This is a genomic window from Mycolicibacterium arabiense, from assembly GCF_010731815.2.
Taxonomy (GTDB): Bacteria; Actinomycetota; Actinomycetes; order Mycobacteriales; family Mycobacteriaceae; genus Mycobacterium; species Mycobacterium arabiense.
The window spans coordinates 4889209-4914402 of the sequence record NZ_AP022593.1; the positions used below are offsets into that span (position 1 = coordinate 4889209).

Here is a 25194-nt window from a genome sequence, read left to right on the forward strand (position 1 = left end):
CCTCGGTACCGGGTACTTTCGGTAGCGCGGTGCCGATCGCGTTTGGCAGATCGGGGTAGGGGTACCGGTTGGCACATGGCCACTGACACGAATGCGACCGCGGAGGCCGAGGAAAAGGCCCCCGATCCGGACGATCCGCGCAAGCCGGACTCGCCGGCGGACCTCACCAAGCCGTCGATCATCTACGTACTGCGCAAGACCGCACGGGAATTCAGCCAGGATCAATGCACCGATCTCGCGGCCGCACTGACCTACTACGCAGTGCTCTCGATCTTCCCCGCGATGCTGGCGCTGGTCTCGCTGCTCGGCGTGTTCGGTCAAGGCAGGGCCACCACCGACGCGGTCCTCGAGACCGTCAACAGCGTGGCTCCGACGTCGGCGGTCGACACGCTGCGACCCACGATCGATCAGCTGGTCAATACGCCGTCGGCAGGGTTCGCCCTGATCCTCGGCCTAGCGACCGCGCTCTGGTCGGCCTCGGGTTACGTCGGGGCGTTCGGCCGTGCGATGAACCGGATGTACGAGATCGAGGAGGGCAGGCCGTTCTGGAAGCTGCGCCCGCTGCAGCTGGTGCTCACCTTCGGCGGTCTCGTCCTCGCCGCACTCGTCGCGTTCATGCTGGCCGTCAGCGGTCCCATCGCCAAGTCGATCGGCGGCGCCATCGGCATCGGCGACGCCGGGTTGACCGTGTGGAACATCGCCAAGTGGCCACTGATGCTCATCGCCGTCGTCCTCGCCGTCGCGATCCTGTACTACGCCACACCGAACGTGAAACAGCCGAAGTTCCGCTGGATCAGCATCGGCGCCGGCCTGGCGATCGTCACGTGGATCGTCGCCTCGATCGGCTTCGCCATCTACGTGTCGAACTTCAGCAGCTACAACAAGACCTACGGCGCACTGGCCGGCGTCATCGTCTTCCTGCTGTGGCTCTGGATCACCAACCTCGCGCTGCTCTTCGGCGCCGAACTGGACGCCGAACTCGAACGCGGCCGCCAACTGCAGGCCGGGCTACCCGCCGAACGCGAACTGCAGCTACCGCCACGCGACACCCGCGTCATCGAGAAGAACCAGGCCGCCGAGGAGAAGGACATCGAGCGCGCCGAGGAACTGCGCCGCAGTCACGGTCAGACCACGTAGCGCATACTCGCCCCATGACGCGGCGCATCAACGTGATCGGCATCGGGGCGGGCGATCCCGACTACGTGACGGCCCAGGCCGTCGCCGCGCTGAACGACACGCAGGTGTTCTTCGCCCCCGACAAGGGCGCCGCCAAGGACGATCTGGTGGCACTCCGTCGGGAGGTGTGTGCGCGCTTCATTCGCGAACCCGGCTACCGCTTCGTCGAGCTGCCGGACCCCAAGCGCGCCAGCGACGGTGACTACACCCAGGCCGTCGCGGACTGGCACGCCGCCCGAGCCGACCAGTGGGCGCAGGCGATGCTGGCCGAACTGCCCGACGGCGGCGTCGGTGGATTCCTGGCGTGGGGCGATCCGTCGCTGTACGACAGCACGTTGCGCATCCTCGACATCGTGGCCCAGCGCATCGACCTGACCTACGACGTGGTGCCCGGCATCACCGCCATCCAGGCGTTGACGGCCCGACATCGCATCCCGCTCAACGACATCGGCGAACCGGTACTCATCACCACCGGACGCCGGCTGCGCGAGGACGGGCTTGCCGGCGCCTCGGTCGTCATGCTCGACGGTGACTGCGCGTTCCTCGGCTGCGCGCCGTCCACCCACATCTGGTGGGGCGCCTACCTCGGTACCCCCGACGAACTGCTCGTTGCGGGCACGGTCGGCGACGACGGTGAACGCATCGCCTCGATCCGCGCCGAGGCCCGTGCGCGGCACGGCTGGATCATGGACACGTACCTGCTGCGACCCGCCTGAACCGCTGCGCGGTGGCAAGATCCGCACATGGTCCAATTCTTCCTACGCGCCGCACTGACCGGAGTGGCGTTGTGGATCGTCACGCTGCTCGTCGACGGCATCTCCTTCGTCGGCGGCGACGACACGCTGCAGCGGGCGGGCGTCATCTTCGTGGTGGCGGTGATCTTCGGGCTGGTCAACGCGATCATCAAGCCGATCGTCAAGCTCATCTCGCTGCCGCTCTACATCGTCACGCTCGGCTTGTTCCACGTCGTGGTCAACGCGCTGATGCTCTGGATCACGTCGCGGATCACCGAGAACACCACCCACTGGGGACTGTTCATCGACGACTTCTGGTGGACGGCGATCTGGGCTGCCATCGTGCTGTCGATCGTCAGCTGGGGACTGTCGGTCGTCACCCCCGGCGTATGACGTCGACGGCGGGCACCCGTACGGCACACTGGGTGACATGCCCGAACTGCCCGAGGTAGAGGCGCTGGCCGACCATCTGCGGCGTCACGCCACCGGCTTGACCATAGGTCGCATCGACGTCGCCGCCCTGTCGGTGCTCAAGACGTTCGACCCGCCGCCCACCGCGCTGCACGGCCTTCAGGTCACCGGCGCGAACCGCTGGGGCAAGTTCCTCGGCCTCGAGGTGGGCGACCTGCACCTCATCACCCACCTGTCGCGGGCCGGATGGCTGCGGTGGTCCGACAAGCTCTCGCCGCTACCGCTCAAGCCGGGCAAGGGTCCGATCGCGTTGCGCGTGCACCTCGGAATACCCGGCGAGGCACCCGGTTTCGACCTCACCGAGGCAGGCACCCAGAAACGGCTGGCGGTGTACCTCGTCGACGACCCGGCCAAGGTGCCCGGCATCGCCGCGCTCGGACCCGACGCCCTGTCGTTGAACCGCGAAGCGCTCTGCGAGGTGCTCAAGGGCAACAGCGGGCGGATCAAGACCGTCATGACCGACCAGAAGGTGATCGCGGGCATCGGCAACGCCTACAGCGACGAGATCCTGCACGTCGCCCGGCTCTCGCCGTTCGCGACGGCGGGCAAGCTCACCGACCCGCAACTCGACGCACTGCACGACGCGATGATCACCGTGCTCACCGACGCGGTGACGCGGTCCGTCGGTCAGCAGGCGGCCACGCTCAAGGGTGAGAAGCGCAGCGGCATGCGGGTGCACGCCCGCACCGGGCTGCCGTGTCCGGTGTGCGGGGACACCGTGCGCGAGGTGTCGTTCGTCGACAAGTCGTTCCAGTACTGCGCGACGTGTCAGACCGGCGGCAAGGTGCTCGCCGACCGGCGGATGTCCAAGCTGCTCAAGTGAGCTAGCCGCAGTACGACCCGGTGGCGACGTCGAGTGCTCGGTCGTACAGCGGGTCCAGCGCACGCTGGGCGATCACCGAGGCGCGTGCCTCGTCGAGGGCCACGCGACAGCCCGCGCCGCGCAGCACGCCCCACTGCGCGGCCATCTCGGCGACCATCGTCTCGTTGAATCCGTCGATCGCGGTGCGGGACTGCGACAGGTCCGGCGCCGCGGTCGGGGCGACGGCGGGATCGAACTTCCACTGCCCGAAGCGGGTGAACTGGATGCCCTCGGTCGCGTGGATCTGGTTCTCGAACGCCCGCCGCACGTAGGCCTCGTCGATCCCGCGCGTGCGCGCGTCGGCGCCCACGGCGTCGAGCACCTGCCCCACGCGGGCGGGATCCACGATCTGACCGCCGTCCACCCACTTGGACGCCGCGACGGGGTCGGCCGTCAGCAGGCGCTGGGCGGCAGTGTCGACGAGCCGGAACAGCGGTCCGGGCTCGTCGGCGTGGGCGGCGGGGACGGCGCCGCACACTGCGACGACGAGCCCGATGGTCAGCAAGACTCTGCGTTTCACGGCGTCGATCATCCGCCAAGACGCCGTGCGGTCGCCATCGATCGGGCGCGTCCGCCCCACCGACCAGTTAGTTGACGGCTGTCGAGTCCGGTTATCCTGCTCGCATGACTCGGCAGAAGATCCTCATCACCGGCGCCAGCTCGGGGCTGGGCGCGGGCATGGCTCGCCAGTTCGCCGCCAAGGGCCGCGACCTCGCGCTGTGCGCCCGTCGCACCGAGAACCTCGAGGAACTCAAGGCCGAGCTGACGGCGAAGTACCCGGCCATCACCGTGGCCGTCGCGTCGCTCGACGTCAACGACCACGAGCAGGTGCCCAAGGTGTTCGAGGCGCTGTCCGAGGAACTCGGTGGCATCGACACCGTGATCGTCAACGCCGGCATCGGCAAGGGCTACCCGCTCGGTGGCGGCAAGTTGTGGGCCAACAAGGCGACCATCGAGACCAACCTGGTCAGTGCCCTGGTGCAGATCGAGACCGCGCTCGCGATGTTCAAGGCCGCAGGCCGCGGACACCTCGTGCTGGTGTCGTCGGTGCTGGGCAACAAGGGCGTGCCGGGCTTCAAGGCGGCCTACGCCGCGAGCAAGGCGGGCGTGACGTCGCTGGGCGAATCGCTTCGGGCCGAGTACAAGTCGGGCCCCATCAAGATCACCACGTTGGAGCCCGGCTACATCGAGTCCGAGATGACCGCGAAGTCGAACTCGACGCTGCTGATGGTCGACAACGAGACCGGCGTCAAGGCGATGGTCGACGCGATCGAGAAGGAGAAGGGCCGCGCCGTCGTCCCCGGGTGGCCCTGGTGGCCGCTGGTCGAGGTCATCAAGCTGCTGCCGCCGCGGTTCATGGATCGCTTCGCCTAGCGATTCGTGGAACATTTCCCGCGCTGACCGCAGGAAATACGCCACAAGCCGCGCTGGGGCTTGACGTGAGTGTTGGGTTTTCCTAACGTTTAGTTGTATGAGTCCGGTGAGGCGTGGGGAGAACCTTCCCATTCACAACCGCATCGGCGTGCTGCGCGCCGAGCGGCGGATGACGCGGGCCCAACTCGCGGCGCTGATCGACGTGAACCCCCAGACCGTGGGGGCGCTCGAGCGGGGCGACCACTACCCGAGCCTCGATCTGGCGTTCCGGATCTGCGACGTGTTCGGACTACCGGTCGAAGCGGTCTTCTCGCGTACCGCGTTCACGCCGCTTTCGGCCGAACTCTACGGAAGACGAGCGGAAGGACACGACCATGACTGAACCCAGCATCCTCGACCGTTACCAGGACTACCGCACCCGGCAGTTCCTCAAGAACGAACGCAGACATGCCAATTCGCTACCCGGCTGGCGTACCCCGAGCCGGCGGCGCGTCCTGGTGGTCGGCCTCGCGGTGACGTTCGCGTTCATGGCCGTCGTCTCGATCCTGTGCGCGGCGGGTCTGCAGTGGGCGCCGCTGCTCTGGCTGCCCGCCTGCGTGCTGTTCTTCCCGTTGTGGATCGCGCTGCAGGTCGTCTCGGGCAGAAGGGGAGACGCGCCCGAGGGAGCGCTCGACGAATTCGAGATCGCGCAGCGCAACAGCGCCAGGGCCATGGGCTTGTCGGTGACCCAGGCCCTGATGCTGATACCGGCCTTCTACCTGATCTTCGGCGCGACGCTCACCGACGGCGCCGACCCCGACATGGCCTACGCCGGCGGACTCATGGTCTTGACGGTGCTGCTTATCGGCGGCTGCCTACCCGCGATGATCGTCGGCTGGACCCGCCCCGACCTCGATCCCGAGTAGCGATCAGGCCGAGCGACCGCGCTCGGACCGGTAGCGCCGCACCAGGGCGTCGGTCGAACTGTCGGTCTGCTCGGCAGGGGAGCCGTCGTCGGTGAGCACCGGCAGCAGCGCCTTGGCCTGGGTCTTGCCGAGTTCCACACCCCACTGGTCGAACGAGTCGATGCCCCAGATGATGCCCTCGGTGAAGACCTGGTGTTCGTAGAGTGCGATCAGCTGGCCCACCACCGACGGCGTCAGCTTGGTGCCGAGAATCGATGTGCTGGGCCGGTTTCCGGGCATCACCTTGTGCGGGACGACGTCGGCCGCGGTGCCCTCTGCGGCGATCTCCTCGGCGGTCTTGCCGAACGCGAGCACCTGGGTCTGGGCGAAGAAGTTGCTCATCAGCAGGTCGTGCATGCTGCCGGTGCCGTCGGCGGTCGGCAGGTCGTCGGTCGGCTGCGAGAACCCGATGAAGTCCGCGGGGATGAGCCGCGTGCCCTGGTGCAGCAACTGGTAGAACGCGTGCTGACCGTTGGTTCCCGGTTCGCCCCAGTAGATCTCGCCGGTTGCGGTCGTCACCGGTGAGCCGTCGGCGCGCACCGACTTGCCGTTGCTCTCCATCGTGAGCTGCTGCAGGTACGCCGCGAACCGGGCCAGATCGTTCGAGTAGGGCAGAACCGCCCGCGACTGGGCGCCGAAGAACTCGTTGTACCAGAGCCCGATGAGGCCAAGCAGCACAGGCGCATTCGACTCCAGCGGCGTCGTGCGGAAGTGTTCGTCGACCAGGTGGAAGCCGGCCAGGAACTCGGCGAACCGCTCCTTGCCGATCGCCGCCATCACCGACAGGCCGATCGCCGAATCCACCGAGTAGCGGCCGCCGACCCAGTCCCAGAAGCCAAACATGTTGGCGGTGTCGATGCCGAACTCGTCGACGAGCTTCTCGTTGGTCGACACCGCGACGAAGTGCTTGGCCACCGCGTCGTCGCCGAGCGCGTCGGTGAGCCAGCGCCGCGCGGCGGTCGCGTTGGTTAGCGTCTCGAGCGTCGTGAAGGTCTTGGACGCCACGATGAACAGCGTCGAGGCGGGGTCGAGCCCGTCGAGTTTCGCGACGAGATCGGCGGGATCGACGTTGGAGACGAAGCGCGCCGAGATGCCGGCGTCGGCGTAGTGCCGCAGCGCCTGGTACACCATCACCGGGCCGAGGTCGGATCCGCCGATGCCGATGTTGACGACGCATGCGATGCGCTCACCCGTCGCCCCCGACCACTCGCCGCTACGCAGCCGGTCGGTGAACTCGCCCATCCGGTCCAGCACCTCGTGCACGTCGCCGACGACGTCCTGACCGTCCACCGTCAGCGACGCGTCGCGGGGCAGGCGCAGCGCGGTGTGCAGCACCGCGCGGTCCTCGGAGGTGTTGATGTGTTCGCCGGCGAACATCGCGTCGCGTTTGCCTTCGAGGTCGGCTGCGCGGGCGAGGTCGACGAGCAGTTCCAGCGTCTCGCGGGTGACGCGGTGCTTGCTGTAGTCGACGTAGAGATCGCCGACGGTCAAGGTCAATTCGTGGCCGCGGGCCGGGTCCTGGTCGAAGAATTCGCGCAGGTGCTTCGAGCCGATGGTCTCGTGGTGCCGGACCAATGCGTTCCACGCCGGAGTCGTCGAGATGTCTGAAATCTGCGCCATATCCAAACCCTAATGCGGGCGTCGAAACGAAGGTGTAAATGATGGATGTATGGACACCAGCGCGCTCCTGAAGTCAGTTCCCACCGGCCTGTGGATCGGCGGTGAGGAACGGCAGGGAAAATCGACCTTCGACGTGCTCGACCCCTCGAGTGACGAACCGCTGATCAGCGTGGCCGACGCCACTGCGGAGGACGCCGTCGCCGCGCTGGACGCCGCGTGTGCCGTCCAGGCCGAGTGGGCCGCGACCGCGCCCCGCAAGCGCGGCGAGATCCTGCGGTCGGTGTTCGAGACCATCACCGACCGCGCCGACGACATCGCGGCCCTGATGACCCTCGAGATGGGCAAGGTGGTCGCCGAGAGCAAGGGCGAGGTGACCTACGGCGCCGAGTTCTTCCGCTGGTTCGCCGAGGAGGCCGTGCGCATCGGCGGCCGCTACACCCCGAGCCCCGCGGGCACCGGCAGGATCATCGTCACGAAGCAGCCCGTGGGCCCCTGCTATGCGATCACGCCGTGGAACTTCCCGTTGGCCATGGGCACCCGCAAGATGGGCCCGGCGTTCGCGGCCGGCTGCACGATGATCGTCAAGCCCGCGCAGGAGACGCCGCTGACGATGCTGTACCTCGCCAAGCTGATGGACGAGGCGGGCCTGCCCAAGGGCGTGCTGTCGGTCCTGCCGACCAGTGATCCCGGTGCGGTCACCAGCGCGCTGATCGACGACGGACGTTTGCGCAAGCTGACTTTCACCGGATCCACGGGCGTTGGCAAGGCCCTGGTGAAGCAGTCGTCGGACAAGTTGCTGCGCACCTCGATGGAGTTGGGTGGCAACGCGCCGTTCATCGTGTTCGACGACGCCGACGTCGACGCCGCGGTCGACGGCGCGATGCTCGCCAAGATGCGCAACGGCGGCGAGGCGTGCACCGCGGCCAACCGCTTCCACGTCGCGAACTCGGTCCGCGCGGAGTTCACCGAGAAGCTGGTGAAGCGCATGAGCGAGGTGAAGCTCGGCAACGGCCTCGACGAGTCGTCGACGCTGGGACCGCTGATCAACCAGAAGCAGCTCGACAAGGTGACCGAGCTGGTGTCCGACGCCGTGTCGCGCGGCGCGACGGTCGAGGTGGGTGGCGTGGCGCCGGACGGGCCGGGCAACTTCTACCCGGCGACCGTGCTCGCCGACGTGCCGACCGACGCGCGCATCCTCAAGGAGGAGGTCTTCGGGCCCGTCGCGCCGATCACCGGCTTCGACACCGAGGAGGAGGGCATCGCCGCGGCCAACGACACCGAGTACGGGTTGGCGGCGTACGTCTACACCCAGTCGCTCGACCGGGCGCTGCGGGTGGCCGAGGCCATCGAGTCGGGCATGGTCGGCGTCAACCGCGGCGTGATCTCGGACGCTGCTGCTCCGTTCGGCGGCATCAAGGAGTCGGGCTTCGGCCGTGAGGGCGGCACCGAGGGCATCGAGGAGTACCTCGACACGAAGTACATCGCGCTGACGAAGTAGGGCGTGAGACCACTCGCGGTCGCGGCGGCGCTGGTCGCCGTCGCGACGCTGGCCGCCGGGTGCGGTCAGGACACTGCCTCCCCGGACACCCTCACGGTGTTCGCGGCGGCCTCGCTCAAGCAGTCGTTCACCCAGATCGGCGAGCAGTTCGAGGCCGACCATCCGGGCTCGACGGTCGAGTTCTCGTTCGCAGGCTCGTCGGACCTCGTCACACAGCTGACCCAGGGTGCGTCGGCCGACGTCTTCGCCTCGGCGGACACCAAGAACATGGACAAGGCGGCGCAGGCGGACCTACTGGCCGGCGAGCCCGTCGACTTTGCGACGAATGTCCTCACCATCGCCGTCGCACCGGGGAATCCGGAGGGCATCGCCACGTTCGGTGACCTCGCCCGCCCAGGGCTCGACGTCGTCACCTGCGCCCCGCAGGTGCCGTGCGGCGCCGCGACCGAGACCGTCGAGCAGGCGACCGGTGTGCGGCTGGCCCCGGTGAGCGAAGAATCATCGGTGACCGACGTGCTCGGCAAGGTGACGTCGGGGCAGGCCGACGCCGGGCTGGTCTACGTCACCGACGTAGCGGGGTCGGGCGGCAAGGTGGCCGCCGTCGACTTCCCGGAGGCGGCAGACGCCGTCAACACCTATCCGATCGCGACGCTGAAGGACTCGTCGCACGCCGAGTTGGCGCAGGCGTTCGTCGACTTCGTCACCGGCGAGCAGGGCCGGAAGGTGCTGGGCGACGCGGGGTTCGGCACGCCCTGAGGCGCTAGTGCCCGAGGCGTCCGCGGCCGAGGCGCAGCAGCAGCATCGCCAGGTCCTTGCCCTCGGGGCCCAGCACGCTGTAGCGCTCGATGACCTGCATCTCGCGGCTGTGCACGAGGCGGGTGCCGCCGGAGGCCATCCGCGCCTTGCCGATGATCTTCGAGACCTCCGCGCGCCGCGCGACGGCCGTGATGATCTCGGCGTCGAGCCGGTCGATCTCCTGGCGGAGGTCGTCGATGTCTGGTGTGGGTTCTGCGTCAACGCTCATGATGTGTGGCTCCGAATCGTCGTCTCGGGTGGATTGTGGTCTCATCCGGTTTCGGGCCTCACGAGAGAAGAAGAGCCCCGGATCCGGAAGCGGACCGCGGGGCTCTGGGAAAGCAGCTAGACCACGGACACCGGCGGCCGGTATCCGTAAAAAAATCGTCCCTGCGCTACGAGCACGGAACGAGTGTGCCACCAACTCCCGCGTCCGCGCAAAGCCCTATTCGGCGGATGTGCCGCAGTGCTGGTTTTCGCGGCTGCGCCGCAGTGTCCCCGGGCAGCGGTAAGTTCAGAGACGCTATGTCGATCGCCACCGAAACAGATCAGCTCCTCGACGGACTGAATCCTCAGCAGCGTCAAGCGGTCATCCACGAGGGGTCGCCGCTGCTGATCGTCGCGGGCGCAGGGTCTGGCAAGACCGCGGTGCTCACCCGCCGCATCGCCTACCTGCTCGCCGCCCGCGACGTCGGGGTGGGCCAGGTGCTGGCCATCACGTTCACCAACAAGGCGGCCGCCGAGATGCGCGAGCGGGTCGCCGGCCTGATCGGCCCGCGGGCACGGTCGATGTGGGTGTCGACGTTCCACTCGACCTGCGTGCGGATCCTACGCAACCAGGCGTCGCTGCTGCCGGGCCTGAACTCGAACTTCTCGATCTACGACGCCGACGACTCCCGCCGGCTGCTGATGATGATCGCCAAGGACATGGGCCTCGACACCAAGAAGTACTCATCGCGGCTGCTGGCGACCAACATCTCCAACCTGAAGAACGAGTTGATCGACCCGGATCGCGCGGCGGCCGAACTCAACGACTCGACCGACGAGCTGACCCGCATCGTGGCCGAGGTCTACTCGGAGTATCAGAAGCGGCTGCGTGCGGCGAACGCGCTGGACTTCGACGACCTGATCGGGGAGACGGTCGCCGTCCTGCAGGCGTTCCCGCAGATCGCGCAGTACTACCGCCGACGGTTCCGGCACATCCTGGTCGACGAGTACCAGGACACCAACCACGCCCAGTACATGCTGGTGCGCGAGCTGGTCGGCCACGACCTCACCGACACCGAGGTACCACCCGCCGAGCTGTGCGTGGTGGGTGACGCCGACCAGTCGATCTACGCCTTCCGCGGCGCGACGATCCGCAACATCGAGGACTTCGAGCGCGACTACCCCAACGCAACGACGATCCTGCTTGAGCAGAACTATCGCTCCACCCAGAACATCCTGAGCGCCGCGAACGCGGTGATCGCGCGCAACTCCGGCCGCCGCGAGAAGCGGCTGTGGACCGACGCGGGGGAGGGCGAGCTGATCGTCGGCTACGTCGCCGACAACGAGCACGACGAGGCCCGCTTCGTGGCGAGCGAGATCGACGAGCTGTCCGACCGCGGGGACATCACCTACAACGACGTCGCGGTCTTCTACCGCACCAACAACAACTCGCGCGCACTCGAAGAGGTGTTCATCCGCGCGGGCATCCCGTACAAGGTGGTCGGCGGCGTTCGGTTCTACGAGCGCAAGGAGATTCGCGACATCGTCGCCTACCTGCGGGTGCTCGACAACCCGGGTGATGCGGTAAGCATGCGGCGCATCCTGAACACGCCGCGGCGCGGCATCGGCGACCGTGCGGAGGCGTGCGTCGCGGTGTACGCCGAGAACACCGGCGCCAGCTTCAACGACGCGCTGCAGGCAGCCGCCGAGGGTCGGGTGCCGATGCTGAACACCCGGTCCGAGAAGGCAATCGCCGGCTTCGTGAGCCTGCTCGACGAGTTGCGCGGCCTGCTCGACGGCGAGCTGGGTGAGCTGGTCGAGGCGGTGCTCGACAGCACCGGCTACCGTCGCGAACTCGAAGCGTCCAGTGATCCGCAGGACTTGGCGCGGCTCGACAACCTGAACGAATTGGTCAGCGTCGCACACGAATTCAGCATCGACCTGGCCAACGCCGCCGCGCTGCGCGAGGAGGAGGGCGGGCCCGTCGACGAGGACGTGCCCGACACCGGCGTGCTCGCGCAGTTCCTCGAACGGGTGTCGCTGGTGGCCGACGCCGACGGGATCCCCGAACACGGCGCGGGTGTCGTGACGATGATGACGCTGCACACCGCCAAGGGCCTCGAGTTCCCCGTCGTGTTCGTCACGGGCTGGGAGGACGGCATGTTCCCGCACATGCGCGCCCTCGGCGACCCGAACGAACTGTCCGAGGAACGCCGGCTGGCCTACGTCGGCATCACCCGGGCGCGGCAGCGGCTGTACCTCAGCCGGGCCAAGGTGCGGTCGTCGTGGGGGCAGCCGATGCTGAACCCGGAGTCGCGGTTCCTGCGCGAGATCCCGCAGGAACTCATCGACTGGCGCCGCGTCGACACCCCGGCGTCGTCCTACAGCGCTCCGGTGAGCGGGGCGGGCCGCTTCGGCACGCCGCGGCCGTCGCCGGCGTCACGTCCAGGCGCTGCGAGGAACAAGCCGCTGATCGTGCTGGAGCCGGGCGACCGCGTCACGCACGACAAGTACGGGCTGGGCCGCGTCGAGGAGGTCTCGGGCATGGGGGAGTCGGCGATGTCGCTCATCGACTTCGGCAGCGCCGGGCGCGTCAAGCTCATGCACAACCACGCGCCGATCCAGAAGCTTTGACGGCGCTAGCGGCACCAGCGTCCGGTCGCGGGTAGCACCGCCAGCACGATGGTGGCCAGCGGCAGCGCCGGGATGGCGTAGACGATCGCGGGCAGGCTGGCTCCTGCCACGAATAGGCCAGCGAAGATCATGAGCGCGACGATGCTGCCGACGCCGATCAGCAGCCGGCCGATGCGACGGCGCAGCAGCAACGAGATGAGCCCGCCGATGGTGGCCGCGGCCGACACCGCGGTGAGGAATCCGATTGCGATGCAGAACAGTTCGTCGGTGCGCCACCAGTTGGTGATGAGCGACGTGGCGATGACGGCGGTGGCCCAGCCGCTGATGATGGCCAGCGTCGCGGTGGCCGAGGCGGCACCGGGGCTGGGGCGGGGAAGCACGACCTCCGGGGTGGCGCGCGGCGGATAGGCCGCCTGGGGGTCGTCGGGCGGCCGCAGGAAGGTGTGCGCGTCCGGTGGTTCGATGAACGTGGTCTGCGACTCGGGCGGCGTGATGAACGTCGTCTGCGGGTCGTCGCGGCCGGGTGGCGCTACGACGGGAAGCGGGCCGGTGGGGGCTCGACGGATGATGCCGGTCTGCGGGGCGAAGTCGGCGTGCAGAGGATCCGGGCGTCGCCTGATGATGCGCGTTCGGTCTGAGGATGGTCCGTCGGAGGAGGACGTCCGGTCAGCCACCGAACTAGCCTACGTAACCGCCTGGGGTCAGGCCACGCGATGCGAGCCACGGCACCGGGTCGATGCGGTTGGTGCCGCCGGACAGCACCTCGAAGTGCAGGTGCGGGCCGGTCGAGTTGCCGCGGTTGCCCATGGTGGCGATCTGGTCGCCCGCCATGACGCGCTCACCCATGCTGACCGACCAGGTGTTCAGGTGGCCGTACAGGGTCACGGTGCCGTCGGAGTGACGCAGCTTCACCCAGGCGCCGTAGCCGGCGGTGGGGCCGACGTCGACGACGACGCCGTCCGAGGCGGCCAGGATCGGCGTGCCGATCGAGTTGGCGATGTCGATGCCTGCGTGCAGCACGCCCCAGCGGTAGCCGAAGCCCGACGTCCACACGCCCTTGGTCGGCATGACGAACATGGGGCGGACGAGGCGGGCCTCGCGCTCGGCGCGCTCCTGGGCGTAGGCGGCGCCGTTGGCGAGTTCCTCGCTGTGGATCGCGGCGCTGGCGACCGGGGCCACGGTGACGATCTGCATGCCGTCGACGGAACCGGTGATGGTGCCGCCGTCGACGAAGGCGCCCTGGCCCGCGGCGAGCATGGTGTCGGCGGCGGGAACGTCGGTGCTGTTGGCGACGGAGTAGGCAGCGGCCGCGGTGGCGCCTGCTGCCATTGCGGCGGCGACGAGACGGCCCTTGACCGCTCCTGCGTCGAGCTTGCGGTGTGCGCCCCGCCGCGACGACATGTCGATGACGTCGGTCTGGGCCATGCCGTCACTGGTGTCGGTGTTGCTCTCGCGGTAGGCGCGTGCCGTCTGACGAGCACCGTGGCGGCCGCTGCCGGTGAGCTGGAACTGAGCGGGGACCTCGAGCCGCAGGGGGGTCAGGTCGTCGGTGTCGTGCAGGTCGTCCAGCTCGGGGGCGTGGATGACGCGGGCTTCGCGGTCGAAGGCGGAGCTGTTGCTGAAACCCAGGTCGTTGCCCAGGTCGGCCAGGTCGCCGAACTCGTTGAACGGGATGATGTCGGTGATGGTGGCGTCATAAGCGCCCGTCGGAACCCCTCGCGGGAATCTGGACGAACTGTGCTCTGCCAACCGAAATATCCTTAGTTCCGTAACCGTACCGTTATCGAGGCCCCAGGCACGTTAACCAAAATCCAATGTTGGTGGCAACCCGAGGAATGATTCCAACCGTGATTGTGATCCGTATCACTTCAGCACCCTGGTGAGATGTGCCACATGACTGGTAGGCGGTGCCGGAGCCTCCTCCGCGTGTGGATAAAGTTTCCACTGGTTCGAGTCCAGCGCCAAATCTGGCCAGACCTCTAAATAACGCAAACGTCAACGCAGACAAGACAGTGAGCCCATGGATCTCTTCGAATACCAGGCGAAAGAACTGTTCGCCAAGCACAACGTACCAACGACGCCGGGCCGGGTGACCGACTCCGCGGAGGACGCGAAGGCCATCGCCGAGGAGATCGGCAAGCCCGTCATGGTCAAGGCGCAGGTGAAGGTCGGCGGCCGCGGCAAGGCCGGCGGCGTGAAGTACGCAGCCACCCCCGACGACGCGTTCACGCACGCGCAGAACATCTTGGGCCTCGACATCAAGGGCCACGTCGTGAAGAAGCTCTTGGTCGCCGAGGCCAGCGACATCGCGGAGGAGTACTACATCTCCTTCCTGCTCGACCGCTCCAACCGCACGTACCTCGCCATGTGCTCCGTCGAGGGCGGCATGGAGATCGAAGAGGTCGCCGCCACCAAGCCCGAGCGCCTCGCGAAGGTGCCCGTCGACGCCGTCAAGGGTGTCGACCTGGCCACCGCGCGCTCGATCGCCGAGCAGGGCCACCTGCCCGCCGAGGTGCTCGACGCCGCCGCGGTGACCATCCAGAAGCTGTGGGAGGTCTTCATCGGCGAGGACGCGACGCTGGTCGAGGTCAACCCGCTGGTGCGCACGCCCGACGATCAGATCCTCGCCCTCGACGGCAAGGTCACCCTCGACGCCAACGCGGACTTCCGGCAGCCGGACCACGAGGAGTTCGAGGACAAGGACGCCACCGATCCGCTCGAGCTGAAGGCCAAGGAGAACGACCTCAACTACGTCAAACTCGACGGTGCTGTCGGCATCATCGGCAACGGCGCCGGCCTGGTCATGTCGACGCTCGACGTGGTCGCCTACGCCGGTGAGAAGCACGGCGGCGTGAAGCCGGCGAACTTCCTCGACATCGGTGGCGGCGCCTCGGCCGAGGTGATGGCCAACGGCCTCGACGTCATCCTCGGCGACGAGCAGGTCAAGAGCGTCTTCGTCAACGTGTTCGGCGGAATCACCGCCTGCGACGCGGTGGCCAACGGCATCGTCGGCGCGCTCAAGAAGCTCGGCGACAGCGCGAACAAGCCGCTCGTGGTTCGTCTGGACGGCAACAACGTCGAAGAGGGCCGCCGCATCCTCGACGAAGCGAACCACCCCCTGGTCATCCAGGCCGAGACCATGGACGCCGGTGCCGACAAGGCCGCCGAGCTGGCCAACAAGTAAGGGAGCAAACCAATGTCGATCTTCCTGAACAAGGACAGCAAGGTAATCGTCCAGGGCATCACCGGCGGCGAGGGCACCAAGCACACCGCCCTGATGCTCAAGGCCGGCACACAGGTCGTGGGTGGCGTCAACGCCCGCAAGGCCGGAACCACCGTGTCGCACAAGGACAAGGACGGCAACGACGTCGAACTGCCGGTGTTCGGCAGTGTCGCCGAGGCGATGAAGGAGACCGGCGCCGACGTGTCGATCGCCTTCGTCCCGCCCGCGTTCTCCAAGGACGCCATCATCGAGGCCATCGACGCCGAGATTCCGCTGCTGGTCGTCATCACCGAGGGAATCCCGGTGCAGGACAGTGCCTATGCGTGGGCCTACAACGTCGAGAAGGGTGAGAAGACCCGGATCATCGGGCCGAACTGTCCCGGCATCATCACCCCCGGTGAGTCGCTGGTCGGCATCACGCCGAACAACATCACCGGTAAGGGCCCGATCGGCCTGGTGTCGAAGTCCGGCACGCTGACCTACCAGATGATGTACGAGCTGCGCGATCTCGGCTTCTCGACCGCGATCGGCATCGGCGGCGACCCGGTCATCGGCACCACCCACATCGACGCCATCGCCGCGTTCGAGAAGGACCCCGAGACCAAGGTCATCGTGATGATCGGCGAGATCGGCGGCGACGCCGAGGAGAAGGCCGCCGACTACATCAAGGCCAACGTCACCAAGCCGGTCATCGGCTACGTCGCGGGATTCACTGCGCCCGAGGGCAAGACGATGGGCCACGCAGGCGCCATCGTGTCCGATGGTGCGGGCACCGCCGACGGCAAGAAGGTGGCACTCGAGGCCGCAGGCGTCAAGGTCGGCAAGACGCCGTCCGAGACCGCGCGCCTGGCCCGCGAGATCTACGAAAGCCTGTAACCAGCACCACGTTCCGCCGAGACTGCGGTCAGATCGCGAATCCACCGAGATTCACGATCTGGCCGCAGTCTCGCGTTCGGGGGTCACTCGTCGCGTAGCCGTTCGATCGCACGGGCCAGCGGCTGGGGGTTGCCCTCGCGGTACTGCACCCAGTAGCGCAGCAGCGGATCGGTGACGTCGTACCAGGAGGTGCGCCGGTCGCCGTCGGGCGCCTTCGACGACGACACCCACCGCGCGTCGCTGAGCCGACCCAGGGCCGACGCCGCGGACTGGTTCGACACGCCCACCGCATCGGCCAGGTCGCCCACCGTGCGGGCCTGCCTGCCGCGGGCGAGTTCGACGACGAGCCGCTGTTCACCGGCGGGCAGTTCCCAGAGGCGCTGCTGGTAGTACGGCGCCATCTGATCCAGCAGCGCGTTGACGACGGGCGTCACCTCGTCCACCGCGGCGACGTCGGCGACGTCGACGAGGAGGTGCCACAGTCGCGGTGACCCACCGATCAGCCGGTGAACCAGCGAAAGCCGTTGGCGCCCTGTGTTCGATGCCGCGAACTCGGCGACGTCTGCCTTGCCTCGCTGCTCGGCGGCGGAGGTGAACAGCTCGATGCACTCGTCGACGTCGAGTTCGGGCAGTGTCTCGACGATGAACGATCCGTACCAGGGGTGGGTGCGCGACGAGACCCCTGGGAACAGTGCGGGCGCGGTACCGAATACCAGTACTGCAGTTGACGTTTCGACCCACGCGCGCAGGCTGCCCTGACCGGCCTCGCCGATGCGGTCGAAGACGCGGTCGAGATTCTCGAGGCACAGCAAGATCATCCGCTCGCCCGCCGCGGCGGAGATTGCGGCCTCGATGCCCACCGGGTCCCTGGTGCGGCGCAGCGCCCGCGCGGTGTCGAGCAGGTCGCCGCCGATCTGGCCTGCGATCTCGGTCAGCAGGTCGAGGTACGAGCCGATGGCGAGCGACGACTCGGGCAGCAGCACGGGCAGGACGCGTGCGCGGGTGCCCTCGTCGGCCAGCGCACGGTTCACCACGACGTGCAGCGTGTGGGTCTTGCCGCCGCCGTGAGCTGCAATGAGCAGGGTGTGGGGCCGTGAGCCGTCGCGGGCGGCCGACCGCAGCCTCGACACCAGGTCGTCGAACAGGTCGGCCCGGCCGAAGGTGAACGCGTCGAGTCGTGCGGGATCCACGGCGTTCGGCGTGAACACCGGAAGGGCGCTCATCGCCGCATCGACTTCCACGCCCGCTGGATCAACGCCGACGAGAACCGGTCGGCGTCGGCGGTACGGATCAGGTAGTGGTCGAGGACCAGCCGTTCGATGAACCCGACCAGCGCGTCGCGGTCGGCGATGGTGCTGCCCTCGCTGCGAAGTCGGGCCAGCACGGTGTCGACGGTCAGCGGCCCGTCGGCGTGCGCGTAGACGTCGAGGAGCTTGGCTATCGCCGGGGCATCGTCGCCGTAGTAGTGCGTCAACCGGTCCCGGTAATGCCGCAGATCCCACGGGTCGTACGGGTCGTCGACGGCGTCGTCGACCAGCCGACCGATGAGTTCGGGCACCGCTGCGGTGCCCGTCGTCTGAGTGGACTTGCGGGCTGCGGCCACCAGGTGCTGGATGTAGTAGGGCACGTTCTCCGCGGCCGAGGCGATGGCCGCGGCGACGGCGTGGCGGTCGGTGGTCGGCGTGCCGCTGCCCATGAGCAGGCATTCGGCGAGATACGTCGCGTGATCGAAGCGGATGGGTCCGACGGCGATCTTCGTGATGTCGTTGACGGTGCTGGGAGCGTCGCCGGACACGTGGTGGAACCCGATCGAGCCGGACAGCACGGTCGCGAGGCTGCCCTGGTTCTCCTGCCGCAGGCGCCGCAGCAGATGCAGGAACGCGTCGCCGCTGCCCACTTGTTCGCGTTCCAGGTTGCGGGCCAGGATGCTGACCTCGTCGATGAACAGGGCGAGCAGCCGGCCGTCGGTCCGCCGGATGGCGCGGTTCAGCAGTTCGTCGAAGGCGGCGGCAGCCCGCACGTCGCGCTCGACGGGGACGGGGCCCGCGGTGACCGAGACGCGGATCCTGGCGAGTTCCTGTGCCCACCCCGGGTCGAGCCGGGCCAGCTCACTGGTCAGGGCGGCGACGAAGTCCGCGTAGCTCGCCCGTTCGGCGCTGACGGCGACCACGACCGCGCCACGGTCGGCGGCATGGCGCTGCACCAGGCGCGACAGCGAGGTCTTGCCGTGTCTGCGATCGCCCACCAGCACCGCACCGGCAGCCGGGAGCGACGCGAGAACCTCGCCGGCCTCGCGCACCCGCCCGACGACGTCTTCGGGCGGCACGATCCCGCCGACGACGAGCGACATCGGACGCGGCTCCCAGGGCATGAGATCAGCGTATACAACCGTTCCGACGTACAACAGGATTGATGTACGTCAAGTCGGGCGTACATCCGACCCGTTGGCCAAACTGCAACAGGTTCTATTAGCGTGACGAATTAACACGTGCCAGGAGGTTTGTCATGCAGGTCGACCCGCGTACCCCCGTGCTCGTCGGCGTCGGGCAGTTCACCGAACGCCTCGACGACCCGGACTATCAGGGCATCTCGGCCGTCGAACTGGCGACCAGGGCCACCCAGGCCGCGCTCGCCGACACCGGAGCGCCGGCCGCCGACGTGGCCGCAGCCATCGAGGTGTTCGTCGGGCTGCGGCAGTTCGAGATCTGCACGCCCTTCGCCGACCCGCCGCTGGGCGCGTCGGACAACTACCTGCGCTCGGTGGCTCGGCGCATCGGCGCCGACCCCGCACGCGCCGTGCTCGAACCCATCGGCGGCAACGGTCCGCAGAAGGTGATGACGGAGTTCGCCGGGGCCATCGCCGCCGGCGACATCGAGGTGGCGCTGATCGTCGGGTCCGAACCGGGATCGACGGCGAAGTACTTCTCGAACCGCGACGACAAGCCCGACTTCACCGAACACGTCGGCGGCCAACTCGAGGACCGCGGCTACGGCTTCGAGCAGTACATGAGCGAGTACACCGCGGGCCACGGGCTGACGGGTGCGCCCGTGCAGTACGGCCTCCTCGACAACGCGCGGCGTGCCCGCCTCGGTCTCGGCGTCGCCGAGTACCGGCGCGAGATGGCCGAACTGTTCGCGCCATTCTCGAAAGTGGCTGCGAAGAACCCGTTCTCGTCGTCCCCGGTCGAGCGTTCGGTCGACGAGATCGTCACGGTCACCGACGAGAACCGGATGATCTGCGACCCGTATCCCCGCCTGCTGGTGGCGCGCGACACCGTCAACCAGGGCGCCGCGGCGCTGGTCATGTCGGTGGCCGCCGCGACCCGGCTCGGCGTGCCGGAGGAGAAGTGGGTGTACCTGCGCGGGCACGCCGACCAGACCGAGCAGGACCTGCTGGACCGCAGCGACGTCAGCATTAGCATCTCCGCGAAACACGCCGTCGCCGAAGCGCTTCGGGTCGCGGGCATAGGCATCGACGACGTCGCGACCTTCGACCTCTACAGCTGCTTCCCGTTCCCGGTGTTCGCGGTGTGCGACGAGTTCGGGCTGACGCCCGACGATCCGCGCGGCCTCACGTTGACCGGCGGGCTGCCCTACTTCGGCGGGCCCGGCAACAGCTACTCACTGCACGGCATCGCCGAGACCGTCGCCGCGATGCGCGACAAGCCGGGGGCGTACGGCCTCGTCGGCGCCAACGGCGGTGTCATGAGCAAGTATTCGGTCGGCGTGTACTCGACGGAGCCCGCCGATTGGGCGCCGGACCGCAGCAGGGAGTTGCAGGCTCGGATCGCCGCGCAGCCCAAGGTCGCGGTCACCCGCAACGCCGTGGGTCGGGGCACCATCGAGACGTACTCGGTGCGCTACGACTGGCCGGAGACCACCGGCGTGATCATCGGCAGGCTCGACGCCGACCAGAGCCGGTTCATGGCGCTCACCACCGACGCCGACCTGATGGCCTTGATGACCGAGGGCGATCCGCTGGGCGCGGCCATCGCGGTCACCAACGACGGCAAGACGAACACCGCGACGCTGGCCTGAGGGCGCGAGCGTGCGCGAACTCGGGTTCTAGCCCGGCGTGTCGCCCGCAGACACGCACGCTCGCGGAAGGACTACGCCCCTACACGAGGGCGGCGAGCTTGCCGGCCAGGCGCTCGACGTAGGCGGCGACGTCGGACTCCGACTTGTCGGGCAGGCCGAACAGGACCTCGGTGACGCCGAGGTCGGCCCAGCGGGCCAGCTTGTCGGGGTCGGGCTTGAAGTCCAGCGCGACGATCTGCGGTGCGCCGTCGCGACCGGCTGCGGCCCAGGTGTCCTGCAGCAGCTTCACCGGGGCATCGATGTCGAAGTCGCGCGGCGTGGTGATCCACCCGTCGGCCGACTTGGCGATCCACTTGAAGTTCTTCTCGGTACCGGCGGCGCCGACCAGCACGGGCACGTGGGACTGCACCGGCTTGGGGAACGCCCAGCTCGGGCCGAAGTCCACGAACTCACCGTGGTACTCCGCCTCCTCCTGGGTCCACAGCGCACGCATGGCCTCGAGGTACTCGCGCAGCATGGTGCGACGCCGGCCCGGGGGCACGTTGTGGTCGGCGAGTTCGTCGGTGTTCCAGCCGAACCCGACGCCGAGCGACACCCGGCCGCCGGACAGGTGGTCGAGCGTCGCGATCGACTTGGCCAGCGTGATGCAGTCGTGCTCGACGGGCAGCGCCACCGCCGTCGACAGACGCACCCGGGTGGTGACGGCCGACGCGGCGCCCAGCGAGACCCACGGGTCCAGGGTGCGCATATAACGGTCGTCGGGCAGCGACTCGTCGCCGGTGGTCGGGTGCGCCGCCTCGCGCTTGATCGGGATGTGCGTGTGCTCGGGCACGTAGAAGGTGGTGAAGCCGTGGTCGTCGGCGAGCTTGGCGGCTGGTGCCGGCGCGATGCCGCGGTCACTGGTGAAGAGAACGAGCCCGTAGTCCATGGCGAGAATTAGAACGTGTTTCAGTCGGTGTGCGCAAGGCCGTGCGCAGGTGAGCCCGCGCGACGGCGGTCGAGATTGAACACGCGCGCCCCCGCGCACCATTACATTCCGCCAGATCCTTACCGGTGACCTGCGGGCGCCCGGTTGCTGTCATGGCACCCATGACGACCGAACGCATCGCCGACCACGTCAAGTTCGCCTACTGGGTGCCCAACGTCAGCGGCGGCCTGGTGACCAGCGACATCGAGCAGCGCACCGACTGGAACTACGACTACAACAAGAAGCTCGCGCAGACCGCGGAGAACAACGGCTTCGAGTACGCCTTGTCGCAGGTCCGCTACGAGGCCAGCTACGGCGCCGAGTACCAGCACGAGTCGACCAGCTTCAGCCTGGCGTTGCTGCTCGCCACCGAACGCCTCAAGGTGATCGCCGCAGTCCACCCGGGCCTGTGGCAGCCGGGCGTGCTGGCCAAGCTCGGCGCCACCGCCGACCAGCTGTCCGGCGGTCGGTTCGCCGTCAACGTCGTCTCCGGCTGGTTCAAGGACGAGTTCACCCACCTGGGCGAGCCCTGGCTGGAACACGACGAGCGCTACCGCCGCACCGCGGAGTTCCTCCAGGTGCTGCGCAAGATCTGGACCGAGGACGACGTGGACTTCCGCGGCGACTTCTACCGCATCCACGACTTCACGCTGAAGCCCAAGCCCGCCAACACGCCCGAGCGGCCCAACCCCGAGATCTTCCAGGGTGGCAACTCGACCGCCGCGCGACGCAACGGCGGGCTCTACTCCGACTGGTACTTCTCCAACGGCAAGGACTTCGACGGGATCACCGAGCAGGTGGTCGAGGTCCGCGACCACGCCCGCACCGTCGACCGCGAGGTCAAGGTGGGGCTCAACGGCTTCATCATCGCGCGCGACACCGAGAAGGAGGCGCGCGACGTCCTGCGCGAGATCATCGAGAAGGCCAACAAGCCGGCCGTCGAGGGCTTCCGCGGCGCCGTGCAGCAGGCAGGCAACTCCACCGGCGACAAGAAGGGGATGTGGGCCGACTCCTCGTTCTCCGATCTCGTCCAGTACAACGACGGCTTCCGGACCCAGCTGATCGGCACCCCGGAACAGATCGCCGAACGCATCGTCGCCTATCGCAACCGCGGCGTCGACCTCATCCTCGGCGGCTTCCTCCACTTCCAGGAGGAGATCGAGTACTTCGGCGCGCACGTCCTGCCGCTGGTGCGCGAGATCGAGGCGGCGGAATCGAATTCGCGCGGCGAGCCGGTGCTCGCGTCCGTCTGATCGCAGGGTTGGCGGCACGAGCGCACGTCGGGACTCGCAGGCGCGTGCGCTAGCGTGGGTGGCGAATCGAGGAGCACAGGAGATTTCATGAGCTACCCGCCCGGTAACCCCGGATACCCGCCACCGGCGCCGACGACCCAGTTCGCCGCGCCCACACAGCAGTTCGCGAAGCCGTCGGAGCAGACGCCGACCGGTGCGAGCAAGCTGCCGCTGTACCTGAGCCTTGCCGTCGCCCTGCTGGGCCTCGGCGTCTATCTGCTGAACTTCGGTCCGCTGTTCACGATCAGCAACTCCGACTTCCCGCAGCTGGGCAGCGCCAGCGGCAGCACCACCGGCCTCGGCCTGGCCGTCATCGCCTCCGTCGTCGCCGCGTTGATCGCAGGCGCGGGAGTACTCGCCAAGCAGAAGCCGCGCCGCGCCTGGGTGGCCATCGTCGCGACGCTGGCCTTCCTGCTCGTGCTGGCCGAGGTCATCAACGCACCCGCTGAGGTCAGCATCGGCTGGGCGCTCTACGCGATCATCGCCTTCACGTTCCTGCAGGCGGGTGCGGCCATCGCCAACCTCCTGCTGGACTCCGGCGTCATCACCGCACCGGAGCCGCGGCAGAAGTACGACCAGCAGCAGCAGTACGGCGGCTACTCACCTCAGCAGCAGCAGTACTACGGCCAGCCGCAAGGCGGCCAGTCGCATGGGCAGCCCCAGCAGCTCGGGTCGCACCAGGGCCAGCAGCGCCAGGGTTACCCGCAGCAGGGTTACGGCTACGGCGGCCCGTCGACCGGCGGCTTCAGTGGTCAGGCCTCGCAGGGCGCACAGGGCGGGCAGCAGTCCGGTCCTCCGACGCCTCCCACCGGTTTCCCCGCCTACGGCCAGCCGCAGCCTCCCGGCAGCTCCGCCGACACCGGCCCCCAGGCCCAGGCGCAGCCGCAGTCGGTACAGCAGCCGCAGTCGACACAGCAGTCCACCTCCCCGCAGGGCGGTCCTCCGCCGTCGTAGTCTCTAGCGGCGCGCTTGCGATCCACGCGCGCCCCTGCCTGCGCGAGGAGTGACCCGTCTAGTGGACAACCGGCCCGTCGGCACCCGCCAGGCCCGCGACCTGCTGAGGGTCGCGTTCGGTCCGTCGGTGGTCGCCCTGGTGATCATCGCCGCGGTCGTGTTGCTCCAGTTGCTGATCGCCAACAGCGACATGACCGGCGCGTTCGGCGCCATCGCGAGCATGTGGCTCGGCGTGCATCAGGTACCCGTATCGATCGGTGGCCGGGTGCTTGGCGTCATGCCGCTGCTGCCGCTGCTCCTGATGGTGTGGGGCACGGCCAGGTCGACGGCCAACGCGTTGTCGCCGAGCACGTCGTGGTTCGTGGCCCGGTGGGTGGTCGCGTCGGCGCTGGGCGGTCCGTTGCTGATCGCGGCGCTCTCCCTCGCCGTGATCCACGACGCCTCCTCGGTGCTGACCGAGCTGCAGACACCCAGCGCGCTGCGGGCGTTCGGCGGCGTCCTGGCGGTGCACCTCGCCGGCGCCGTGATCGGTGTCGGCATGCGCATGCACCGCCGCATCGCGGCTCTGCCGTGGGTTCCGGACTGGCTGCCCGAGGCGGGCCGTGCCGCAGCGGCGGGCGTGCTCGCGCTGTGCGGGCTCTCGGGCGTCGTCGCGGTGGCGTCGATGGTCGTCCACTGGGGCACCATGCACGACCTCTACGGCATCACCGACTCGCTGTTCGGGCAGTTGAGCCTGACGCTGCTGTCGGCGCTCTACGTCCCGAACGTCATCGTCGGTACCGCCGCGGTCGCCGTCGGCTCCAGTGCCCACGTCGGGCTCGCGACGTTCAGTTCCTTCACCGTGCTGGGCGGCGACATCCCGCCCGTGCCGGTCCTTGCCGCGCTCCCGACGCCTCCGCTCGGACCGATCTGGGTGGCCTTGCTGATCGTGGGCGCTGCGTCGGCGGTGGCGCTGGGCCAGCAATGCGCCCGCCGGCCTCTGCCGCTGTCTGCGGCGGCGGCCAAGTTGGCCACCGCAGCGGTGCTGTCGGCACTCGTCATGGCCCTGCTCGCCTACGCCGGGGGTGGACGGCTCGGCAACTTCGGCGACGTCGGCGTCGACCAGGCGACGTTCGCGCCCGCCATCCTGCTGTGGTTCGTCGGCGTCGGCGGGCTGACGGTCGTCATGGCCGGAGGCATCAGCCAGGTGCGTAAACCGCGCCCCGTCGCAGCCCGCAAGGTCGGCCCCGACCCCGTCGCCGACGACGACGGCTTCGTCGGCGACTCCGAGTCGCCCACCGTGGTGATGGGCTCGCCCGGACCGGCCGCCGACCCCGACCCGGCACGCGACGAGGTGGACCTCGACCCGGACCCCGTGCCCGAGGACGAGGCGCCCGACGAGCCGTACTACGAGCCCGAGCCGGTGCCGCGGGTGCGTGAGCCGCGACCCCACGACCTCGACGACGATCCCGAGGCGCACTTCGTCACCGACGACGACGATTGGCCCGGGGCCACCAGCGGCGAGGGCCGTCGACCGGCCGATTAGGCTG

The 25194-nt window shown here is 68.5% G+C and carries 24 protein-coding genes; 16 read left to right on the plus strand and 8 right to left on the minus strand.

The genetic code is table 11. From position 1 onward, the window contains the following. Positions 1–75 precede the first annotated feature (75 nt). The 4 genes from G6N61_RS25210 to G6N61_RS25225 are packed head-to-tail and all read left to right on the plus strand — an operon-like array spanning position 76 to position 3204. Complete coding sequence (locus G6N61_RS25210) at positions 76–1137, plus strand: YihY/virulence factor BrkB family protein (protein WP_163922704.1); 1062 nt, start codon at positions 76–78, stop codon at positions 1135–1137. 14 nt (positions 1138–1151) lie between these two features. After that, positions 1152–1892, plus strand: coding sequence for a precorrin-6A synthase (deacetylating) (gene cobF / locus G6N61_RS25215; RefSeq protein ID WP_163922706.1), 741 nt, complete (start codon positions 1152–1154; stop codon positions 1890–1892). A 27-nt stretch (positions 1893–1919) separates the two neighbouring features. Continuing rightward, entirely contained in the window at positions 1920–2303 is a 384-nt protein-coding gene (locus G6N61_RS25220; protein WP_163922708.1) for a phage holin family protein, read from the plus strand. Positions 2304–2340: 37 nt separating this feature from the next. Further along, positions 2341–3204, plus strand: coding sequence for an Fpg/Nei family DNA glycosylase (locus tag G6N61_RS25225; protein ID WP_163922711.1), 864 nt, complete (start codon positions 2341–2343; stop codon positions 3202–3204). Between the two features lies 1 nt (position 3205). Here G6N61_RS25225 and G6N61_RS25230 read toward each other — a convergent pair whose 3' ends face one another. Beyond that, complete coding sequence (locus G6N61_RS25230; protein WP_235887299.1) at positions 3206–3763, minus strand: chorismate mutase; 558 nt, start codon at positions 3761–3763, stop codon at positions 3206–3208. A gap of 104 nt (positions 3764–3867) precedes the next feature. On the opposite strand from G6N61_RS25230, the gene G6N61_RS25235 reads away from it, so the two are divergent. From G6N61_RS25235 to G6N61_RS25245, 3 genes are all read left to right on the plus strand, one after another. Continuing rightward, positions 3868–4617 carry an SDR family oxidoreductase gene (locus tag G6N61_RS25235; protein ID WP_163922717.1) on the plus strand — a complete coding sequence of 250 codons (750 nt, stop codon included), beginning with the start codon at positions 3868–3870 and terminating at the stop codon, positions 4615–4617. Positions 4618–4714: 97 nt separating this feature from the next. Continuing rightward, positions 4715–4999 (plus strand): helix-turn-helix transcriptional regulator, encoded by a 285-nt coding sequence (locus G6N61_RS25240; protein WP_163922720.1) that lies wholly within the window; start codon positions 4715–4717, stop codon positions 4997–4999. Continuing rightward, entirely contained in the window at positions 4992–5522 is a 531-nt protein-coding gene (locus G6N61_RS25245) for a hypothetical protein (RefSeq protein WP_163922723.1), read from the plus strand. The genes G6N61_RS25240 and G6N61_RS25245 overlap by 8 nt, the downstream gene beginning before the upstream one ends. A 3-nt stretch (positions 5523–5525) precedes the next feature. On the opposite strand, the gene pgi is transcribed toward G6N61_RS25245, so the two are convergent. Then, positions 5526–7181, minus strand: a complete 1656-nt coding sequence (gene pgi / locus G6N61_RS25250; protein WP_163922726.1) for a glucose-6-phosphate isomerase — start codon at positions 7179–7181, stop codon at positions 5526–5528. Between the two features lie 49 nt (positions 7182–7230). On the opposite strand from pgi, the gene G6N61_RS25255 reads away from it, so the two are divergent. Both G6N61_RS25255 and modA read left to right on the plus strand, forming a co-directional pair. Continuing rightward, complete coding sequence (locus G6N61_RS25255; RefSeq protein WP_163922730.1) at positions 7231–8679, plus strand: NAD-dependent succinate-semialdehyde dehydrogenase; 1449 nt, start codon at positions 7231–7233, stop codon at positions 8677–8679. 3 nt (positions 8680–8682) lie between these two features. Further along, complete coding sequence (gene modA / locus G6N61_RS25260) at positions 8683–9435, plus strand: molybdate ABC transporter substrate-binding protein (RefSeq protein WP_163922733.1); 753 nt, start codon at positions 8683–8685, stop codon at positions 9433–9435. A 4-nt stretch (positions 9436–9439) separates the two neighbouring features. Here modA and G6N61_RS25265 read toward each other — a convergent pair whose 3' ends face one another. Beyond that, positions 9440–9703 carry a chorismate mutase gene (locus tag G6N61_RS25265; RefSeq protein WP_407666308.1) on the minus strand — a complete coding sequence of 88 codons (264 nt, stop codon included), beginning with the start codon at positions 9701–9703 and terminating at the stop codon, positions 9440–9442. Positions 9704–9999: 296 nt separating this feature from the next. Between G6N61_RS25265 and pcrA the strand changes: the two genes are divergently transcribed. Continuing rightward, positions 10000–12315 carry a DNA helicase PcrA gene (gene pcrA, locus G6N61_RS25270; RefSeq protein ID WP_163922739.1) on the plus strand — a complete coding sequence of 772 codons (2316 nt, stop codon included), beginning with the start codon at positions 10000–10002 and terminating at the stop codon, positions 12313–12315. Between the two features lie 5 nt (positions 12316–12320). Here the strand turns inward: pcrA and G6N61_RS25275 are convergent, their stop codons facing one another. Together G6N61_RS25275 and G6N61_RS25280 are read right to left on the minus strand one after the other, a co-directional pair. Beyond that, positions 12321–12989 carry a hypothetical protein gene (locus G6N61_RS25275; RefSeq protein WP_163922741.1) on the minus strand — a complete coding sequence of 223 codons (669 nt, stop codon included), beginning with the start codon at positions 12987–12989 and terminating at the stop codon, positions 12321–12323. 4 nt (positions 12990–12993) lie between these two features. Then, positions 12994–14064, minus strand: coding sequence for a M23 family metallopeptidase (locus tag G6N61_RS25280; RefSeq protein ID WP_163922743.1), 1071 nt, complete (start codon positions 14062–14064; stop codon positions 12994–12996). A 271-nt stretch (positions 14065–14335) separates the two neighbouring features. On the opposite strand from G6N61_RS25280, the gene sucC reads away from it, so the two are divergent. Beyond that, complete coding sequence (gene sucC, locus G6N61_RS25285) at positions 14336–15499, plus strand: ADP-forming succinate--CoA ligase subunit beta (RefSeq protein ID WP_163922745.1); 1164 nt, start codon at positions 14336–14338, stop codon at positions 15497–15499. A gap of 12 nt (positions 15500–15511) precedes the next feature. Beyond that, on the plus strand, positions 15512–16414 hold the full coding sequence (gene sucD, locus G6N61_RS25290; RefSeq protein WP_163922763.1) for a succinate--CoA ligase subunit alpha: 903 nt from the start codon (positions 15512–15514) through the stop codon (positions 16412–16414). 83 nt (positions 16415–16497) lie between these two features. Here the strand turns inward: sucD and G6N61_RS25295 are convergent, their stop codons facing one another. After that, positions 16498–17637: an ATP-binding protein gene (locus G6N61_RS25295; protein WP_163922767.1), complete on the minus strand. Its 1140-nt coding sequence runs from the start codon at positions 17635–17637 to the stop codon at positions 16498–16500. Beyond that, positions 17634–18764: an ATP-binding protein gene (locus tag G6N61_RS25300; protein ID WP_163925101.1), complete on the minus strand. Its 1131-nt coding sequence runs from the start codon at positions 18762–18764 to the stop codon at positions 17634–17636. Before G6N61_RS25300 ends, G6N61_RS25295 begins: the two co-directional genes overlap by 4 nt. A 155-nt stretch (positions 18765–18919) precedes the next feature. On the opposite strand from G6N61_RS25300, the gene G6N61_RS25305 reads away from it, so the two are divergent. Continuing rightward, positions 18920–20452 (plus strand): acetyl-CoA acetyltransferase, encoded by a 1533-nt coding sequence (locus G6N61_RS25305; protein ID WP_163922770.1) that lies wholly within the window; start codon positions 18920–18922, stop codon positions 20450–20452. 79 nt (positions 20453–20531) lie between these two features. Here the strand turns inward: G6N61_RS25305 and G6N61_RS25310 are convergent, their stop codons facing one another. After that, positions 20532–21380 (minus strand): LLM class F420-dependent oxidoreductase, encoded by an 849-nt coding sequence (locus tag G6N61_RS25310; protein ID WP_163922773.1) that lies wholly within the window; start codon positions 21378–21380, stop codon positions 20532–20534. Positions 21381–21541: 161 nt separating this feature from the next. Here G6N61_RS25310 and sfnG point away from each other — a divergent pair, with 161 nt between their 5' ends. The 3 genes from sfnG to G6N61_RS25325 all read left to right on the plus strand — a co-directional run bounded on the left by sfnG (position 21542) and on the right by G6N61_RS25325 (position 25190). Further along, positions 21542–22672 carry a dimethylsulfone monooxygenase SfnG gene (sfnG, locus tag G6N61_RS25315; RefSeq protein ID WP_163922776.1) on the plus strand — a complete coding sequence of 377 codons (1131 nt, stop codon included), beginning with the start codon at positions 21542–21544 and terminating at the stop codon, positions 22670–22672. 87 nt (positions 22673–22759) lie between these two features. Continuing rightward, entirely contained in the window at positions 22760–23665 is a 906-nt protein-coding gene (locus G6N61_RS25320) for a DUF5336 domain-containing protein (RefSeq protein ID WP_163922780.1), read from the plus strand. A 61-nt stretch (positions 23666–23726) separates the two neighbouring features. Continuing rightward, positions 23727–25190, plus strand: coding sequence for a cell division protein PerM (locus G6N61_RS25325; protein ID WP_163922782.1), 1464 nt, complete (start codon positions 23727–23729; stop codon positions 25188–25190). The last annotated feature ends 4 nt before the right edge of the window (positions 25191–25194 follow it).